The sequence below is a fragment of the Cupriavidus consociatus genome (assembly GCF_017814975.1).
Classification (GTDB): domain Bacteria; phylum Pseudomonadota; class Gammaproteobacteria; order Burkholderiales; family Burkholderiaceae; genus Cupriavidus; species Cupriavidus consociatus.
On record NZ_JAGIQA010000014.1, the window covers coordinates 210,211 to 225,581 of the forward strand.

A 15,371-nucleotide genomic window follows, 5' to 3' on the forward strand; every position below is an offset into this window, starting at 1 on the left:
ACAGCGATTGCCGGCAGCAGACAGATACGGGGAACAAGAACATGCCATCAAATCGCCAGCTTGCGAATCCGCACCGTTTTGCCGCAATGGCTGCTGCCTATGCACGCCGCGGCAGCAGCGTGCGACCACGCGCTTCCGCACGCGCTGGAATGAGTCATCACGCCATGCGCTGCATGCACACGGCGGCCGAACGCAGGCTGCTGGCACGTAGCCCGCGCGGTGCTCGCGCCGGCGCCGGGCGCTGGCCGTTCCATGCCTGCGCCACCTGCGCGCCGCCGGCCAGCCGCTTCATCCACCACTGATCCCGTCGTTATGCAGCAACTGGTTTAAAAGCCCGCCAGGGCATCTTATTTCTCACAGAAGGAGATTGTCATGCAAAACCTGATCCAAACCGTGAAGCAATTTGTCCGCGATGAAGACGGCGTGACTGCCATCGAATACGGCCTGATCGCCGCGCTGATCGCCGTCGTGATCATCACCACGGTGACGACCGTCGGGACCAACCTGAGCTCGGTCTTCAGCTTCATCGGCGACAAGCTGAAGTTGCCCGCCTGATTCGGAGCCACGCTGCTCGTGCGGGTGTGGGCTGGCACGTCTGCAGCCCACATCCTGCCGAGGCCCTGGATACACCAAGCTTGGAGGCAGCCATGGCAGGCCCGATTGCAATGTGGAACGCATTTCAACGCGACCAGAACGGCGTCAGCTCAATCGAGTACGCGTTGCTCGCTGCGCTGATTGCCATGGCCATCGTTATTGCTGTCGGCGCGCTTGGCATCCAGGTCAATGCACTCTACGAGATGGTCGTGGCAGTCATGCCGGCCATGCCCTGAATCGCGAGGACTGCCATGCTCCCCACCTCGGCGCTCTCACCGTATATCGGCCCGATCACCATTGCGATCGTGCTTACCGCCGCAGCACTCGACCTGCAGCACCGCCGCATCCCGAACTGGCTCACGTTCGGCGCGTGGCTGCTCGCCCTGCCGGCGCAGCTGGCCATCCATGGCCTGGCCAGCGGGCTTTCCGCCTGGGGGCTGGGCTGGCTCACCGGGCTGGCCATGTTCCTGCCCTTGTACGTCCTGCGCGGCATGGCAGCCGGCGACGTCAAACTGATGGCAGCCGTGGGCGCGTGGCTCGGCCCGGCCATGGCGTTACAGATCTCGATGATGACCTTCCTGCTCGGGGGAGTCTGGGCGCTGACCCATGTCTACTGGTTTCGTCACGGCAACCAGGTATTAAGGAACATCGCCGGCATTGCGCGCGGAAGGGCCCGTGCCCCCTCGGTCGGCTCCATGCCCTACGGAGTTCCCATCGCCGCGGGCACGCTGGTGATGCTTTTCGTCGGCTCATGACGCGCGACACAACACCATGGTCGCAGGCGGCCGCCTTGACAACAACGCACAGCACAGCGAACGGGGGAAACAGCAATGACTGAGCATCACGAGTCCAACCATGCACCGCGACTGCTTGAACCGGTACCGCCGGCTGCCCGCAGCGCGCAGGGCGAACCCGCTGCAGTACCTATGCCGCCCTGGCACGTGCCGCCGCGCAGCATTGCCGATACAGGACTGGATACCTCGCTGCTGCTGGGGCTGCTGCTCAAGGCCGCATACCTGCACCGCAGCGTCACCCTGGCCGTGCTGACGGAGTCTCTCAAGCTTCCCGCCACAGTGGCCAATGAAGTGGCCGCAGTGGCTGTGCGCGAGCGCCTGATGGAAGTGGCGCACCGCGGCGCCAGCGACCTGGATGTGCGCTTCCGCCTGACCGAGGCCGGCTACACACGCGCCGCGGAGTCAACCGCGCGCTGCAGCTACTCCGGCGCGGCGCCGGTCACGCTGGACGCATACCTGGATGCCGTGCAGCGCCACTCGGTCAGCCACGCCTCAGTCAGCAAGGCGGATGTCACGGCCGCTTTCCATGACCTGGTGATCCCGGCGCGCCTGCTCGACGCGATCGGCATGGCGCTGAACACCTGCCGCGCGCTGATGATCTATGGCCCCGCCGGCAGCGGCAAGACCTACCTGGCGCAACGCCTGGGCATGCTGCTGCCCGGCGCGGTCCCGGTGCCGCATGCGATCACCGTGGCCGGCGAAATCATCCAGGTGTTCGACCCGCTGGTGCATGTACCCATCGACGACAGCGAAGCGTCGCCCGCGCGCCGCGTGCTGGACCGGCGCTGGGTGGTGTGCCACCGCCCGGTGGTGCTGTCCGGCGGCGAGCTGACACTGTCGATGCTGGACCTGCGCTACGACAGCGCCGCCGGCTTCTACCAGGCGCCGCCGCACATGAAGGCCAACAACGGCATCTACATCATCGATGACCTGGGCCGGCAACTGGTTGGGGTCGATGCCCTGCTCAACCGCTGGATCGTGCCGCTGGACCGCAACGTCGACATGTTCACGCTGCGCACCGGCGTGCGCTTCTCGATTCCGTTCGATGTGTGGCCGGTGTTCTCCAGCAACCTGGAGCCCGCGGAACTCGCCGACGACGCCTTCCTGCGCCGGCTCGGCAGCAAGCTCTACGTGGGCGCGCTGTCGCGGGACGACTACCGCCAGATCTATCAGCGCACAGCCGCCGACTTCGGCCTGACCACCAGCGAATCTGACTTCGACTTCCTGGTGCAGAGCCTGCATGACTCGGGCGACATGCCGCTGCTCGCCTGCATCCCGCGCGACCTGCTACGGCTGGTTGCCTCGAGCGTGCGCTACCACGGCCATGCCCCGCACGTCACCGAGGAGGCACTGCTGGTTGCCTGGCAGACGTACTACGGCCTGCGACCCGACGCCGGGACGCCGCCGGCGACCCGCCACCTCTGGCACGAAGAGCGCCGCGCCGCGGGCTGAACCGGATACCACCACACACGGATTACTGCAGGGAGAACCATCATGAAAAACACACGTGCAATCTTCATGCTGCTGATCGCTCTCGTCGCCGGCGTGGCGGCGGTGGTGTCGGCATCGCGCTGGCTGGTGCAGCAGTCGTCGAGTTCGGTTCGCCAGGTCGTGGTTGCCGCCAACGACCTGAACCTGGGACAGCCGCTGAACGGCAGCCAGCTGCGGCTGGTGAGCTGGCCGGCGGTCAGCGTCCCGCCGGGCGCATTCGAAGACGTCAAGGAGCTGGAAGGCCGCGTGGTGCGCACCAGCCTGCAGCGCGGCGAGCCGGTGCTGGATGCCAAGCTGGCGCCGATCGGCACCAAGGGCGGCCTGTCGGCGGTCATCAACGAGGGCAAACGTGCCATCACGGTCCGCGTCAATGACGTGGTCGGCGTGGCGGGCTTCGCCCTGCCAGGCAATCACGTCGACGTGATCGTCAACACCAACGAGGAAGCGAAGAGCACGCAGAACGGCAGCATCTCGAAAATCGTGCTCGAGAAGATCCTGGTGCTGGCGGTGGCGCAGCAGGTCAGCCGCGATGACACGCAGCCCAAGGTGGTCAACGCGGTAACGCTGGAAGTCTCGCCCGAGCAGGCCGAAAAGCTCGACGTGGCCCGCAGCGTCGGCACCCTGTCGCTGGTGCTGCGTAATCAGATGGATGTAGCCGACATCAACACCGGCGGTGCAACCAAGGGCACCCTGCTCGGCAAGGCACCGGAGGCGCCGCCCAAGGTGGTGACCCAGACCACCACGCGCACCGTGGTCAAGACCCGCACCGTGGCCGCCCAGCCCGTGCGTGGCAACTGCATCGGCGTGCTGTCCGGCATGCAGGGCGCGCTCGAGTGTTTCTAGCCACGGCCCACCATTTCTGACATGCGATTCCGCTCCGGGGGGAGAACCAAAATGAACCAGAACAGAACCAACGCCGCAGGCGGCACCCGCATCGTGGTGCTGGCCGCCATCCTCTGCACGCCACTGGCCGCTGCCGCGCAGGCCGCGATGGAGGCGGGCAACGTCACCAGGGCAACTGCGCCCGCCGCGTCGAAGGCGCCTGCGGCACCGATGCAGATGACCATCAGCATGACGCCCGGCGGCGCGCCGACGACCGTCGCGCAGAACACCGCTCCGGCTCCGGCCCCCTCGGCCGACGCCCGCGGGCCGAACTGCGTCGGCGCGATCCGCAATGAGTCCAGCGTGGTGGTGCCGGTGGGCAAGTCGCAGCTGATTCCGCTGCCCGAGGCGGTACGCAACCGTACGCTGGGCAATCCCAACGTGGTGCAGGCCACCATGGTCTCGCCACAGACTCTGTATGTACTGGGCCGTGCCGTCGGCACCACCAACATGATCGTGCAAGGCCGCAGCGGCAGCTGCAGCATCATCAACGTGGTGGTGAATGCCGACGCCGGCGGCGTGCAGGCCTCGCTGGCGCAACTGCTGCCCGGCGAGCCCGGCATCCGCGTGACGACCGCTGCCGACAATCTGGTGCTGACTGGCAGCGTCAGCAACGCGCAGTCGGCGCAGATGGCGATGGAGATCGCCCAGGCCTATGCCGCTGTGGCACAGGGCGATGCCAACAAGAAAGGCGGCGTGCTCAACATGCTTTCGGTGGACAGCCCGCAGCAGGTGATGCTCGAAGTCAAGGTGGCAGAGGTCTCCAAGACGCTGCTGAACCAACTCGGCTCTTCGGTCAACCTGCAGGGCGGCTTTGGTTCATGGACTGGCGGCATCGTGACTTCGCTGCTGACCGGCGCGTCGGCCGCCTTTTTTGGCAGCAAGGCCAACAACCTTCCACTCGATTTCGCCATTGACGCGCAGAAGAACGACAGCCTGGTCAAGATCCTGGCCGAGCCGAACCTGGTCACCATCAGCGGCCAGGAAGCCAGCTTCCTCGCCGGTGGCAAGGTCTTCATCCCCGTCGCGCAGGCCAATGTGCTGAATGGGGCGGGTACCGTCACGCTGCAGGAAGAAGAGTTCGGCGTGGGGCTGAAGTTCACGCCCACGGTACTTGCCAACGGCCGCATCCACCTGAAGGTATCGCCAGAAGTCTCGGAGCTGTCGCCGACCGGCGCCACCGTGCGCGGCAGCAGCCTGGCTGGGCAGTCGATCCTTCCGGTGATTACCACGCGGCGCGCCTCGACCACGGTGCAGATGCGCGACGGCGAAAGCTTCGCCATCGGCGGACTGCTGCAGGACAGCGCGCGTGGCTCGCTGAAGGCAGTGCCGGGCGTGGGCGAAGTCCCGGTGCTGGGCACGCTGTTCCGCAGCACGCAGTACCAGCAAGACCTGACCGAGCTGGTGTTCGTCATCACGCCGCGCCTGGTCAAGCCGATGCAGGCCAACAACTATCCGTTGCCGACCGACAGCTTCTCCACGCCAAACCCGCTTTCGCTGTACTTCATGGGCAATATGGAAGGCAGCGGCAAACCGGCTCCGCAACCTGCTCCGGCACCCGCTCCCGCCCCGGCGGCGGCACCGGTGGCACCGCCGGCAGCACCGCGCAGTGACAGCACGTCCGGGACTTCGCTGTCACTGGTGCCGAAAGGCAGGCCGCTGGATGAGCCGCCCGTGGCGACGCTGACTCCGCCGGTCCAGCGGGCCCTGCCGGCACCGCAGGCGCCGGCACCCGCCAGCGCCGCGGCGACAGCCACGGTGCCAGCCACGGCGCCCGGCGCTGCCCCGGCCGAAGACACGGCCGCGCGCATCGCCCGCATCGAAGCCACCGCCGCGCGCCTGGCACAGGCCCGTGCCGCTGGAACTGCCGGCCGCAGCCCCGCGGGCGGCAACTGAACCGCCGCCGCCCAACGCAGAACCGGAGAACGACCATGAACAACACTCTCAAGCTCAAGCGCGGCGCCGCCGCCCTGGTGCTCGGCGCGCTGGCCACCGCGGGCCTGTCGGGCTGCATGACCTCCACCCCGGTGTGGGACCAGCAGCGCGGCGTGGCGCTGGCCACGGTCACGCAGATGCAGATCATCAACCCGGACGCGCCGGCAGGGCTGCCCACCATCAGCGGCACCGACGGCAAGACCGGCGTGGCCGCGATGAAGAACTTCGAGCGCTCGCTGGCAGGCAAGCAGAACGGCGGCACGCCGGGCTTCACCATTGACTTTGGTGCGGGCGGCTATGGCGGCGTTGGCATGGGCAACGGCGGATCGCGCTGACCCGCCTCGAGGAGCGCCATCATGTCAAGGTCCTTCCACCATGGCACCACGTTGCCTCGCCGTCAGGCGCGGCAGCGCGGCGCCGTCGCCATCATCATGGGACTCGTGATCGTGGTGCTGGTCGGCTTCATCGGCCTGGCGCTCGATCTCGGCAAGCTCTATGTCGCCAAAAGCGAACTGCAGAACAGCGCCGACTCTTGCGCACTGGCGGCGGCACGCGACCTCACCGGCGCGACGCCGCTGGCGGTATCGGAGGCCGCCGGCATCACCGCCGGCTCACACAATCAGGCGCTGTTCCAGAAGGAGCAGGTGCAGCTTGTTGCCAGCGACAGCGTGAAATACACCGACTCGCTGGCCAACCCCTTCCTGGACAAGGATGCGGCCACCTACCCCCTCGACACCATCAAGTATGTTCGCTGCGACGTCTCGCGCGTGGGTATCGCCCATTGGTTCGCGCAGGTCCTCAACGCCCTGCCCGGCGTCAATATCGGGCCCAGCACCGTGGCCGCCTATGCGGTAGCGACTACGACTTCGGCACAAACGGCCTGCGCGATTCCGGTATTTGTCTGCCGCCCCGACACGGCCAACCCGCCGGTGCCCGGCGGCTACACCATCGGCCAATGGCTGACAACCAAGGCTGGGACCGCCGACAAGGACAGTACCGCCTATGGCGGCGGCAACTTCGGCTGGGCGGACCTGACCGGCGGCAGCAGCACCAAGGAACTCGCCAACCAGCTCAAGGGCGCGGGCCAGTGCAACCTGCCGGCGGTCGGCTCGGAAGTCGGCACTACCGGCGACAAGGCCTCGCTGGCAGATGAATGGAACAGCCGCTTCGGCATCGTCAAGAGCAAGACGCTCGGCGTGACCGACTTCACGGGGTTTGCCTATACCGACGCTACCTGGACGGCCAAGAGCAATGCCTATGACGGCAGCTCGACCGACAGCTCGGGCAACACACAGCCAAACTTCCTCGCGGCACGCAAGGCCTATCGCGCCTACCAGGGCGATACCACCACTGGCCTCGACACCCAGGGCAGCGCTGCCGACAAGGCTACCTACGAAGCCGGCGCCGACCGCCGCCTGGTGCTGGCGCCGATCGTCGACTGCACCTCGCTGGCCACGCCCGGCACGCACAAGATTCCGGTCACCGCCTGGGCCTGCCTGCTGATGGTCGAGCCGATGCAGAAAGGTGGCCGCAACGACACCGTGCGGCTGGAGTATCGCGGCGACTCCAGCATGTCGAGCAGCCCGTGCGCGACCCAGGGCATGCCGGGTGCGGGCACAGGCGTGGGGCCCCTGGTGCCCGTGCTGGTGCAATAGGAGAATGCGATGAAAGTGCTGATGACTTGCCGCAGACGCCAGCGCGGCGTGGCCGCCGTGGAGTTCGGCATCTTGCTCGCACCGATGGTGCTGATGGCCATGGGCGTGGCCGAGTTCGGCCGCGCGATCTACCAGTATGACACGCTGACCAAAGCCACGCGCAGCGCCACGCGCTACCTGTCGCAGTTTTCGCCCGACGACGTGACCTACCCCGCCGCCGAAGCCAAGTGCCTGGCCGCCTATGGCAACAGCAGCTGCTCCGGTCAGCCGCTGGCGCCGGGCCTGACCACGGGCATGGTGGTGATCTGCGACCGCGTCGACGCTTCCGGCTGCCCGGGACAGAACTTTGCCAACGTCAATACGTATGACAACACGTCGGGCGCCGGCACACCAGCCGGGACTGTCAACCTGGTCGCCGTCCGCATTACCGGCTTCGGCTACACGCCGCTGCAGTCTTTCATCGACGTGAACGGCCTGACCTTCGGCGACATCTCCACCGTCATGAGGCAAGTGCTATGAAACCGCTCGCCTTTCCAGTTCCCGTCCGGCTGCGCTGCCGCTCGCGCCAGCGCGGCAGCACCATCGTCGAGTTCGGGCTCATCGCCGGTGTCTTCTTTACGCTGCTGATCGGTATCGCGGAGTTCTCGCGTTTGCTGTACTACTGGAACACCGCCGCGGAGGTGACACGCCTGGGCGCGCGCATGGCCGTGGTCTGTGATGCCGGGGATGCCGTCGTCAAGAATCGTATGCGCGAGCTACTGCCAATGCTGCAAAACTCGAACATCAGCGTGTCCTACGAGCCGGCTGGCTGTGATGCAGATGCCGCCACTGCCCGCGCCACCTGCAAGAGCGTCGCCGTCAGCGTGACTAACGTGTCGGTGGCAACTGTGATTCCGCTGGTGCCGTTGACAGTCAGCATGCCGCCGTTCACGACGTCCATGACCCGCGAGAGCATGCAGACTTCCACCGGGGGCACGGTATGCAGCTGATTTCGCCACCACGCTGCCAGCAGCAAAGCACCGAGCACTCAACCGTGCAACGAACGCAGCACCGACCTGAGCATCGAGAGGACATCATGCTGAAGATCTTGATCGCATCTGAAGACGCGAACCGGCTAGCCGAAATCAGCCGGCTAAGCACAACGGTCGGCAACTTCCACACCATGTCGCTGCAGGAAGGCCTGTCGCGCTTCCCTTACCATGCCAGCCGGCTGCGCATGGCTGACCTGCTGGTTCTGGACTTGCCCTTGATCGGCGCCGCAGAGATGCATGGCATAGAAGCACTGCGCCAACAGTATCCCGAACTGCCATGCGTCTTGGTCACGCCAGCACCGAGTTCCGAAGTGCTGATCCACGCCATGCGTGCCGGCATCCGCGACGTGCTGGCCTGGCCGCTGGACAAGGCGCAACTGGCCGAGGCGCTGCGCCGTGTCGAGGCTACCCATGTGCCGCGCACACGGGCGGATGCCAAGGTAATCTCGGTAATCTCCTGCAAGGGCGGCGCCGGCACCAGCTTTGTTGCCGCCAACCTCGGCGATGCACTGGCGCGGCACCACGGCCAGCGCGCGCTGGTGGTTGACCTGAACCGCCATTTCGGAGACCTCACGCATCTCGTCTGCGACAAGACGCCACCGTCGACACTGCCGGATATCTGCAGCCAGATGGAACGGCTGGACGCCAATTTCCTCGACGCATGCCTGGTTCGCGTCGACAACGGCCTGGACATGCTTGCCGGCGCCACTGACCCCGTCAAAGCGTCGCAAATCCAGAAGGACAAAATGGAATGGATCCTGTCGGTGATGCAGCCCAATTACGATTTCGTGATTTTCGATATCGGGCAGACCATCGACCCGCTGTCGATTGGCATGCTCGATCACAGCGACGAAGTCTACGTAGTAGCAGAGGCCACAATCCCTTACGGCAGGCCTGCGCGACGCCTGGTCGACATCCTGCGTGCGCTGCACTACTCCACCGACAAGATCCGGCTGGTGCTTAACCGTACCGGACGGAAGAATGAAGTGCCGCGCGCCACCATGGAGGAGATCCTTGGCATCAAGGTTGCCTTCACCTTGCCTGACGACCCCGCAGCGGTCGACGAAGCGGTCAGCCACGGCGAGCCGGTGGCCAAGCTGAGCCGCCGCAGCGCCATCGCGCGTGCCCTGCAGGGAATGGCCGGGCAACTCGCGAGGCCGCCGGAAACAGAACGGCGCGCGCGCACCGAGCCAGTGTCGCCGCTACGCCGCCTGATGCTCCGCGCGCGCAGCACCTGATCACGACGAGGCAAGCGCGCCGTCCACAGGCTCTGCGCCAGGCATACAAACGAATCCGATAACCCGGGAGCTCACCATGTCCATCCGCGAACAACTGGCAAGCGCCAGCCCCGCCTTCACCGCCAACGGCCATGCATCGATCCACTTCAGCATCGGGGCTCCGACGGCCGCGTCGTCTGGCTACCACACGCTCAAGCGCGATATCCACGAGACCGTACTCGATCGCGTCGAATTGGAGAGGCTGGCACGCTTTCCACAGGAACAGGTACGGAGTGAAATCGCTGCACTGGTCAACCTGATCATCGACGAGCAGAAGGTGCTGCTGAATGATAGCGAGCGCCGCCAGCTGACCGTCGAGATCTACGACGAGATGTTCGGCTTCGGTCCGCTGGAGCCGCTGCTCAACGACCCGACGGTGTCCGACATCCTGGTCAACACCGCGCGCCAGACCTATGTGGAACGCCGCGGCAAGCTGGAGCTGACCGACGTGATTTTCTATGACGACGCGCACCTGATGAAGGTGATCGAGAAGATCGTCTCGCGCATGGGCCGCCGGATCGACGAAACCAGCCCGATGGTCGATGCGCGCCTGCCAGACGGCTCGCGCGTGAACGCGATCATTCCGCCGTCGGCGATCGATGGACCGCTGCTGTCGATCCGCCGCTTTGCCGTCAACCCGCTGCAGGTCAGCGACCTGGTGAACCTGCGCAGCCTGACGCCACCGATGGCGCAGATGCTGCAGGCCCTGTCGACCGCCAAGGTCAACGTGCTGGTATCGGGCGGCACCGGCAGCGGCAAGACCACGCTGCTGAACATCCTGTCCGGCTTCATCCCGGAAAGCGAACGTGTCATCACCATCGAAGACGCCGCCGAACTGCAGCTGCGCCAGCCGCACGTGCTGCGACTCGAGACACGTCCCCCAAACATCGAGGGCAAGGGCGAGATCAACCAGCGCGCGCTGGTACGCAATGCGCTGCGCATGCGCCCGGACCGCATTATCCTGGGCGAAGTGCGCGGCGGCGAGGCACTGGACATGCTCAACGCGATGAACACCGGCCACGAGGGCTCGCTCACCACCATCCACGCCAATACCCCGCGCGATGCGCTGACGCGGCTGGAAAACATGGTCAGCATGGCTGGCCTGACGATGCCGGCCAAGGCCATGCGCCAGCAGATCGCCTCGGCCATCACGGTGATCGTGCAGGCTGCACGCATGACCGACGGGCGCCGCAAGATCATCAGCATTTCCGAGATCACCGGCATGGAGGGCGACATCATCAACATGCAGGAGATCTTTACATTCCAGCGCACCGGCGTGGACAAGGACGGCACCGTGCGCGGGCACTTCCGGGCCACCGGCGTCTATCCCAAGTTTGCGGAGCGGCTGAAAGTGTTCGGCGTGGGACTACCGGACGAAACCTACAACCCGTCGCAGCGCTACGAGGTCTGAGCCGGTGCCGGCCCAGTCATGAACATAAACCGGGGGAGCCGCAAATGAATCTGATCTTCTATGCCTTCGGCATCCTGTTGTTCGTCGCCGTGGTGCTCTGCGTCGAGGGCATCTACCTCTGGTGGAACAATTACCACGGCCCAGCGGCCAAGCGCATCGAGGCGCGCCTGCGGGCGCTGTCGGCGGGCGGGCAGGTCAACGCCGAGCGACTGTCGATCCTGAAGAAGCGCCTGCTGAGCGACTCTCCCCGGCTGGAGCGCTGGCTGATGAGCGTGCCGCGCGTCGGCGCGCTGGACCGCTGGCTGGAGCAGTCTGGCAGCACGTGGACAGTCTCGCAGCTGCTGGGCTACTGCGGCTTGTTGATACTGTGCACCCTGGCAATGGTGCCGGTTCTGCCGGTGCCGGCACTGTGGACCCTCGCGGCCGCCCTGCTGCTGGGCATGCTGCCCGTACTGCACGTGATCCGTCAGCGCCAGAAGCGTCTGAAACACCTCGAAGCACAGTTGCCCGACGCAGTCGACATGATCAGCCGCGCGCTGCGCGCCGGGCATGCCTTCAGCGGCGCGCTGGGCATGGTCGGCGAGGAGATGAAGGCGCCGATCGGGCCAGAGTTCCGTACCACGTTCGAAGAGATCAACTATGGCGTGGCGCTGGACGAAGCCATGACCAATCTGGCTATCCGCGTGCCGGTCAACGACCTGCGTTACTTCGTGATCGCGGTGCTGATCCAGCGCGAAAGCGGCGGCAACCTCGCGGAGATCCTTGACACCATCGGCAAGCTGGTGCGCGAGCGTCTGAAGCTGTTTGACAAGATCCGCGTGCTGTCCGCCGAAGGCCGGCTTTCTGCCTGGATCCTGGGGCTGCTTCCGTTCGGCACCGCCGGCATGATCCTGATTGTCAATCCAGGTTTCATGCGCGTGCTGTGGCAAGACCCGATGGGTCTGCAAATGATCGGCGGCGCGCTGGTCTCCATGTTCTTCGGGGTTCTGTGGATGCGCAAGATTATTCGCATCCGCGTATGAGCCCTCACGCGGACGACATGACAACAACGACAGGCTCGGCCGCGCGCGGCCAGGCCACCAAGGCACGGCTTTGGCAGCCATCCTGAGGAGTCCATCATGCAAGGCATTTTCCAGGGATTTCAGGCAGAGCACTTGATCGTGCTCGGGCTGATCTTCATCGCTGCGTTCGGTACTGTCTTCGGCGTGCTGCATGTGTTATCGCCGAACCGCATGCGCGGCCGGATGGAGCAGATCGCCGGCCAAGGCGGACGCATCGAGCCGGATGCCGGCAAGCAGCACGAGTGGGTTGAGAAACTGGTGCAGTGGGTACAGCCGGTGTCGAAATTCTCGCTGCCGAAGGAAGGCTGGGAGAACTCGCAACTGCGCGTGCGGTTCATGAACGCGGGCTGGCGAACTCAGGGCGCAGCGCCGCTGTACTTCGGCGCCAAGACCATCTTTGCGGTGGCGCTGCCGATGGCAGGACTGATCGGCCTCAGTGGCCATCCGGCACTGCAGAACCACAACCTCATGCTATCACTGCTCGGCGTTCTTGGCGCCATTGGCTACTACCTGCCTAACGCAGTGCTGGCGCGCAAGGTAAGGCAGCGCCAGCGCACGGTGTTCGAAGAGTTCCCGGATATGATCGACCTGCTCACGGTGTGCGTCGAAGCCGGCCTCGGCCTCGACGCCGCCCTGATGCGCGTCGCCGACGAGCTCGCGCTGCGCTGCCCGGTGATGGCCGATGAACTGCAGCTGATGCTGCTGGAATTGCGCTCCGGCTTCTCCAAGGAAAAGGCGCTGTCCAACCTCTCGCTGCGCACTGGCGTCGAGGACGTCGACAAGTTCGCCTCGATGCTGATCCAGGCCGACCGCTTCGGTACCAGCCTGGGCGAGTCGTTGCGTGTGCTGTCGGACATGCTGCGCACCAAGCGCCGCATGCGTGCCGAAGAACAAGCCGCCAAGATCGCGCTCAAGCTGCTGTTCCCGCTGATCTTCACCATCTTCCCCTCGCTGCTGCTGGTGCTGCTGGGGCCGGCGTTTATCCAGATCTATCGCGTCCTGTTGCCGACCATGGCAGGACAGGGAGGATAGGACTCACGGGTAACCCTGGACGGTTCCCCCGGCTGTCTCCCGGTGCAACGCCGGCCAGACAGTCCCTTGCCCGGACCTGGTTCCGGGCTTTTTTGCTTTGCCGGCCGGCGTGCGCGCCGGGGACTTGACCGCGGCGCCAGGGTTCTTAAGAATGCCACCACTGCCCCCACCGCCGGCGCGGCGGCTGCAGCCAGATCCCATCGCCCCGGAGTCCCCATGAAACTGCGTATCCTGAGCGACCTGCATATCGAGCACAACATGCCGCAGCAAGTGCCCGGCTGCGATGCCGACATCGTGGTGCTGGCCGGCGACATCGCCAACGGCCGCGACGGCATCGACTGGGCCGCGCGCACGTTTGCGCAGCCTGTGATCTACGTCCCAGGCAACCATGAGTACTACGAGGGCAAATTCGACACCGTGGACAGGCAGATGGCCGAGGCGGCTGCGGAGCATCCCGGCATGCACGTGCTCAATGGCGCCGTTGCCGAGTTCGACGGCGCCGGTGGCCGCGTGCGGATCCTGGGCACGACCTGGTGGACGGACTACACGCTTTTTGGCTTTGACCGGCGCGAGGAATCGATGCAGGCCTGTGCGGGCGTGATGCTGGACCACAGGCTGATCGAAGTCGACGGCGGGGACGGCAAGGCTCGCCATTTCACGCCGGAAGACGCGCTGAAGCGCCACGAGGCCGCTTCGGGCTGGCTCGCCGCGCAGCTGGCGCAACCGTTTGAAGGCAAGACCGTAGTGGTCACCCATCATGGCCCCGACCTGGGCAGTCTTGACCCGCGCTACTCGCATGACCTGGTATCCGGCGGATTCCTGTCACGCCGCCCCGACCTGGTAGCGCAGGCGGACCTGTGGATCCATGGCCATACCCATACCAGTTTCGACTACTGCATCGACGATTCGCGCGTGGTATGCAATCCGCGGGGTTATGTCAGCCGGCGCACGGGCGAGCTGGAAAACAAGTGCTTCGACTGGTGCTGCGTGGTGGAGGTCTGACAGCCCCCGCGTGAGTCATCAGCCGTTCATCAAACGGCCATCGGCCATTCATCCGCCAGTCATCAATCAGACAAAAACCCAAATAAAAACCCAAACAAAAACCCCCGCAGGCTCGCACCCGCGGGGGTTTTTGTTCAGACAGCCTGCCAGCTATGAAGGCCGGCAGTCAGTCGGCACAAATTACATCATGCCTTCCATGCCGCCCATGCCGCCCATGCCGCCCGGCATTGCCGGAGCCGACTCTTCCTTCGGCGATTCGGCAACAGCGCAGTCCGTGGTCAGCATCAGCGAAGCCACCGAAGCGGCGTTCTGCAGTGCGGTGCGGGTGACCTTGGTCGGGTCCAGCACGCCCATTTCGACCAGGTCGCCGTACTCGCCCGAAGCCGCGTTGTAGCCGTAGTTGCCCTTGCCTTCGATAACCTTGGCAACCACCACCGAAGCTTCTTCGCCGGCGTTCAGCACGATCTGGCGCAGCGGCTCTTCCATGGCGCGCAGCACGATCTTGATACCGGCGTTCTGGTCGGCGTTGTCGCCGGTCAGTGCCGAGATCGCAGCGCGGGCGCGCAGCAGGGCCACACCACCGCCGGGGACGATGCCTTCTTCCACCGCAGCGCGGGTGGCGTGCAGGGCGTCTTCCACGCGGGCCTTCTTTTCCTTCATTTCGACTTCGGTGGCAGCGCCAACCTTGATCACGGCAACACCGCCGGCCAGCTTGGCCACGCGCTCTTGCAGCTTTTCACGGTCGTAGTCCGAGGTCGCTTCTTCGATCTGGGCGCGGATCTGCTTCACGCGGCCTTCGATCGCACCTGCGTCGCCGGCGCCATCGATAATGATGGTGTTTTCCTTGCCGATCTCGATGCGCTTGGCCTGGCCCAGGTCGTTCAGGGTGGCCTTTTCCAGCGTCAGGCCGATTTCTTCAGCGATGACGGTGCCGCCGGTCAGGATGGCGATGTCTTCCAGCATGGCCTTGCGGCGGTCGCCGAAGCCCGGGGCCTTGACGGCGGCGGTCTTCAGGATGCCACGGATGTTGTTGACCACCAGGGTCGCCAGGGCTTCGCCCTCGACGTCTTCAGCGATGATCAGCAGCGGGCGGCCAGCCTTGGCCACTTGCTCCAGCACCGGCAGCAGGTCGCGGATGTTCGAAACCTTCTTGTCGAACAGCAGCACGAACGGGCTGTCCAGCTGGACAACCTGCTTTTCCGGGTT

17 protein-coding genes are annotated in these 15,371 nt (G+C 65.4%); 16 read left to right on the forward strand and 1 reads right to left on the reverse strand.

Features of this window, described 5'->3' with window-relative positions; translation table 11 throughout:
• Nucleotides 1-149 precede the first annotated feature (149 nt).
• From J8I82_RS20405 to J8I82_RS20480, 16 genes are all read left to right on the forward strand, one after another.
• Nucleotides 150-302, forward strand: a complete 153-nt coding sequence (locus J8I82_RS20405) for a hypothetical protein (protein ID WP_209760567.1) — start codon at nt 150-152, stop codon at nt 300-302.
• A 70-nt stretch (nt 303-372) separates the two neighbouring features.
• A complete protein-coding gene (locus tag J8I82_RS20410) occupies nt 373-555 on the forward strand; it encodes a Flp family type IVb pilin (protein ID WP_209760568.1) in 183 nt (60 codons plus the stop codon).
• A gap of 92 nt (nt 556-647) precedes the next feature.
• On the forward strand, nt 648-830 hold the full coding sequence (locus J8I82_RS20415; protein ID WP_209760569.1) for a Flp family type IVb pilin: 183 nt from the start codon (nt 648-650) through the stop codon (nt 828-830).
• Between the two features lie 15 nt (nt 831-845).
• Entirely contained in the window at nt 846-1,349 is a 504-nt protein-coding gene (locus J8I82_RS20420) for an A24 family peptidase (protein WP_209760570.1), read from the forward strand.
• A 75-nt stretch (nt 1,350-1,424) separates the two neighbouring features.
• Nucleotides 1,425-2,840: a DUF8689 domain-containing protein gene (locus J8I82_RS20425; protein WP_209760571.1), complete on the forward strand. Its 1,416-nt coding sequence runs from the start codon at nt 1,425-1,427 to the stop codon at nt 2,838-2,840.
• Between the two features lie 42 nt (nt 2,841-2,882).
• The gene (gene cpaB / locus J8I82_RS20430) at nt 2,883-3,722 is read left to right on the forward strand and encodes a Flp pilus assembly protein CpaB (RefSeq protein ID WP_209760572.1); all 840 of its coding nucleotides are present in this window, start codon (nt 2,883-2,885) and stop codon (nt 3,720-3,722) included.
• Between the two features lie 51 nt (nt 3,723-3,773).
• Nucleotides 3,774-5,657 (forward strand): type II and III secretion system protein family protein, encoded by a 1,884-nt coding sequence (locus J8I82_RS20435; protein ID WP_209760573.1) that lies wholly within the window; start codon nt 3,774-3,776, stop codon nt 5,655-5,657.
• Between the two features lie 35 nt (nt 5,658-5,692).
• Entirely contained in the window at nt 5,693-6,031 is a 339-nt protein-coding gene (locus J8I82_RS20440) for a hypothetical protein (protein WP_209760574.1), read from the forward strand.
• Between the two features lie 21 nt (nt 6,032-6,052).
• On the forward strand, nt 6,053-7,351 hold the full coding sequence (locus tag J8I82_RS20445; protein ID WP_209760575.1) for a pilus assembly protein TadG-related protein: 1,299 nt from the start codon (nt 6,053-6,055) through the stop codon (nt 7,349-7,351).
• Nucleotides 7,352-7,360: 9 nt separating this feature from the next.
• A complete protein-coding gene (locus tag J8I82_RS20450) occupies nt 7,361-7,870 on the forward strand; it encodes a TadE/TadG family type IV pilus assembly protein (protein ID WP_209760576.1) in 510 nt (169 codons plus the stop codon).
• Nucleotides 7,867-8,340 (forward strand): TadE/TadG family type IV pilus assembly protein, encoded by a 474-nt coding sequence (locus J8I82_RS20455; protein ID WP_209760577.1) that lies wholly within the window; start codon nt 7,867-7,869, stop codon nt 8,338-8,340. The genes J8I82_RS20450 and J8I82_RS20455 overlap by 4 nt, the downstream gene beginning before the upstream one ends.
• An 86-nt stretch (nt 8,341-8,426) precedes the next feature.
• The gene (locus tag J8I82_RS20460; RefSeq protein WP_209760578.1) at nt 8,427-9,620 is read left to right on the forward strand and encodes a CpaE/TadZ family protein; all 1,194 of its coding nucleotides are present in this window, start codon (nt 8,427-8,429) and stop codon (nt 9,618-9,620) included.
• A gap of 76 nt (nt 9,621-9,696) precedes the next feature.
• Entirely contained in the window at nt 9,697-11,070 is a 1,374-nt protein-coding gene (locus J8I82_RS20465; RefSeq protein ID WP_209760579.1) for a TadA family conjugal transfer-associated ATPase, read from the forward strand.
• Between the two features lie 44 nt (nt 11,071-11,114).
• Nucleotides 11,115-12,092 (forward strand): type II secretion system F family protein, encoded by a 978-nt coding sequence (locus J8I82_RS20470; RefSeq protein ID WP_209760580.1) that lies wholly within the window; start codon nt 11,115-11,117, stop codon nt 12,090-12,092.
• A 96-nt stretch (nt 12,093-12,188) separates the two neighbouring features.
• Nucleotides 12,189-13,163 (forward strand): type II secretion system F family protein, encoded by a 975-nt coding sequence (locus tag J8I82_RS20475; protein ID WP_209760581.1) that lies wholly within the window; start codon nt 12,189-12,191, stop codon nt 13,161-13,163.
• Nucleotides 13,164-13,379: 216 nt separating this feature from the next.
• A complete protein-coding gene (locus tag J8I82_RS20480; RefSeq protein ID WP_209760582.1) occupies nt 13,380-14,165 on the forward strand; it encodes a metallophosphoesterase in 786 nt (261 codons plus the stop codon).
• Nucleotides 14,166-14,345: 180 nt separating this feature from the next.
• Here the strand turns inward: J8I82_RS20480 and groEL are convergent.
• Nucleotides 14,346-15,371 (reverse strand): chaperonin GroEL (groEL, locus tag J8I82_RS20485; RefSeq protein WP_209760583.1); only part of this gene is annotated, 1,026 nt, incomplete at its 5' end.

Excerpts from the sequence above, each read along its gene's own strand:
- J8I82_RS20445 (WP_209760575.1), top strand. The coding sequence starts at position 6,053 with ATGTCAAGGTCCTTCCACCATGGCACCACGTTGCCTCGCCGTCAGGCG.
- J8I82_RS20410 (WP_209760568.1), top strand. The coding sequence starts at position 373 with ATGCAAAACCTGATCCAAACCGTGAAGCAATTTGTCCGCGATGAAGAC.
- J8I82_RS20415 (WP_209760569.1), top strand. The coding sequence starts at position 648 with ATGGCAGGCCCGATTGCAATGTGGAACGCATTTCAACGCGACCAGAAC.
- J8I82_RS20460 (WP_209760578.1), top strand. The coding sequence starts at position 8,427 with ATGCTGAAGATCTTGATCGCATCTGAAGACGCGAACCGGCTAGCCGAA.
- J8I82_RS20405 (WP_209760567.1), top strand. The coding sequence starts at position 150 with ATGAGTCATCACGCCATGCGCTGCATGCACACGGCGGCCGAACGCAGG.
- J8I82_RS20475 (WP_209760581.1), top strand. The coding sequence starts at position 12,189 with ATGCAAGGCATTTTCCAGGGATTTCAGGCAGAGCACTTGATCGTGCTC.
- J8I82_RS20470 (WP_209760580.1), top strand. The coding sequence starts at position 11,115 with ATGAATCTGATCTTCTATGCCTTCGGCATCCTGTTGTTCGTCGCCGTG.
- J8I82_RS20455 (WP_209760577.1), top strand. The coding sequence starts at position 7,867 with ATGAAACCGCTCGCCTTTCCAGTTCCCGTCCGGCTGCGCTGCCGCTCG.
- J8I82_RS20420 (WP_209760570.1), top strand. The coding sequence starts at position 846 with ATGCTCCCCACCTCGGCGCTCTCACCGTATATCGGCCCGATCACCATT.
- J8I82_RS20425 (WP_209760571.1), top strand. The coding sequence starts at position 1,425 with ATGACTGAGCATCACGAGTCCAACCATGCACCGCGACTGCTTGAACCG.
- J8I82_RS20465 (WP_209760579.1), top strand. The coding sequence starts at position 9,697 with ATGTCCATCCGCGAACAACTGGCAAGCGCCAGCCCCGCCTTCACCGCC.
- J8I82_RS20435 (WP_209760573.1), top strand. The coding sequence starts at position 3,774 with ATGAACCAGAACAGAACCAACGCCGCAGGCGGCACCCGCATCGTGGTG.
- J8I82_RS20440 (WP_209760574.1), top strand. The coding sequence starts at position 5,693 with ATGAACAACACTCTCAAGCTCAAGCGCGGCGCCGCCGCCCTGGTGCTC.
- J8I82_RS20450 (WP_209760576.1), top strand. The coding sequence starts at position 7,361 with ATGAAAGTGCTGATGACTTGCCGCAGACGCCAGCGCGGCGTGGCCGCC.
- cpaB (WP_209760572.1), top strand. The coding sequence starts at position 2,883 with ATGAAAAACACACGTGCAATCTTCATGCTGCTGATCGCTCTCGTCGCC.
- J8I82_RS20480 (WP_209760582.1), top strand. The coding sequence starts at position 13,380 with ATGAAACTGCGTATCCTGAGCGACCTGCATATCGAGCACAACATGCCG.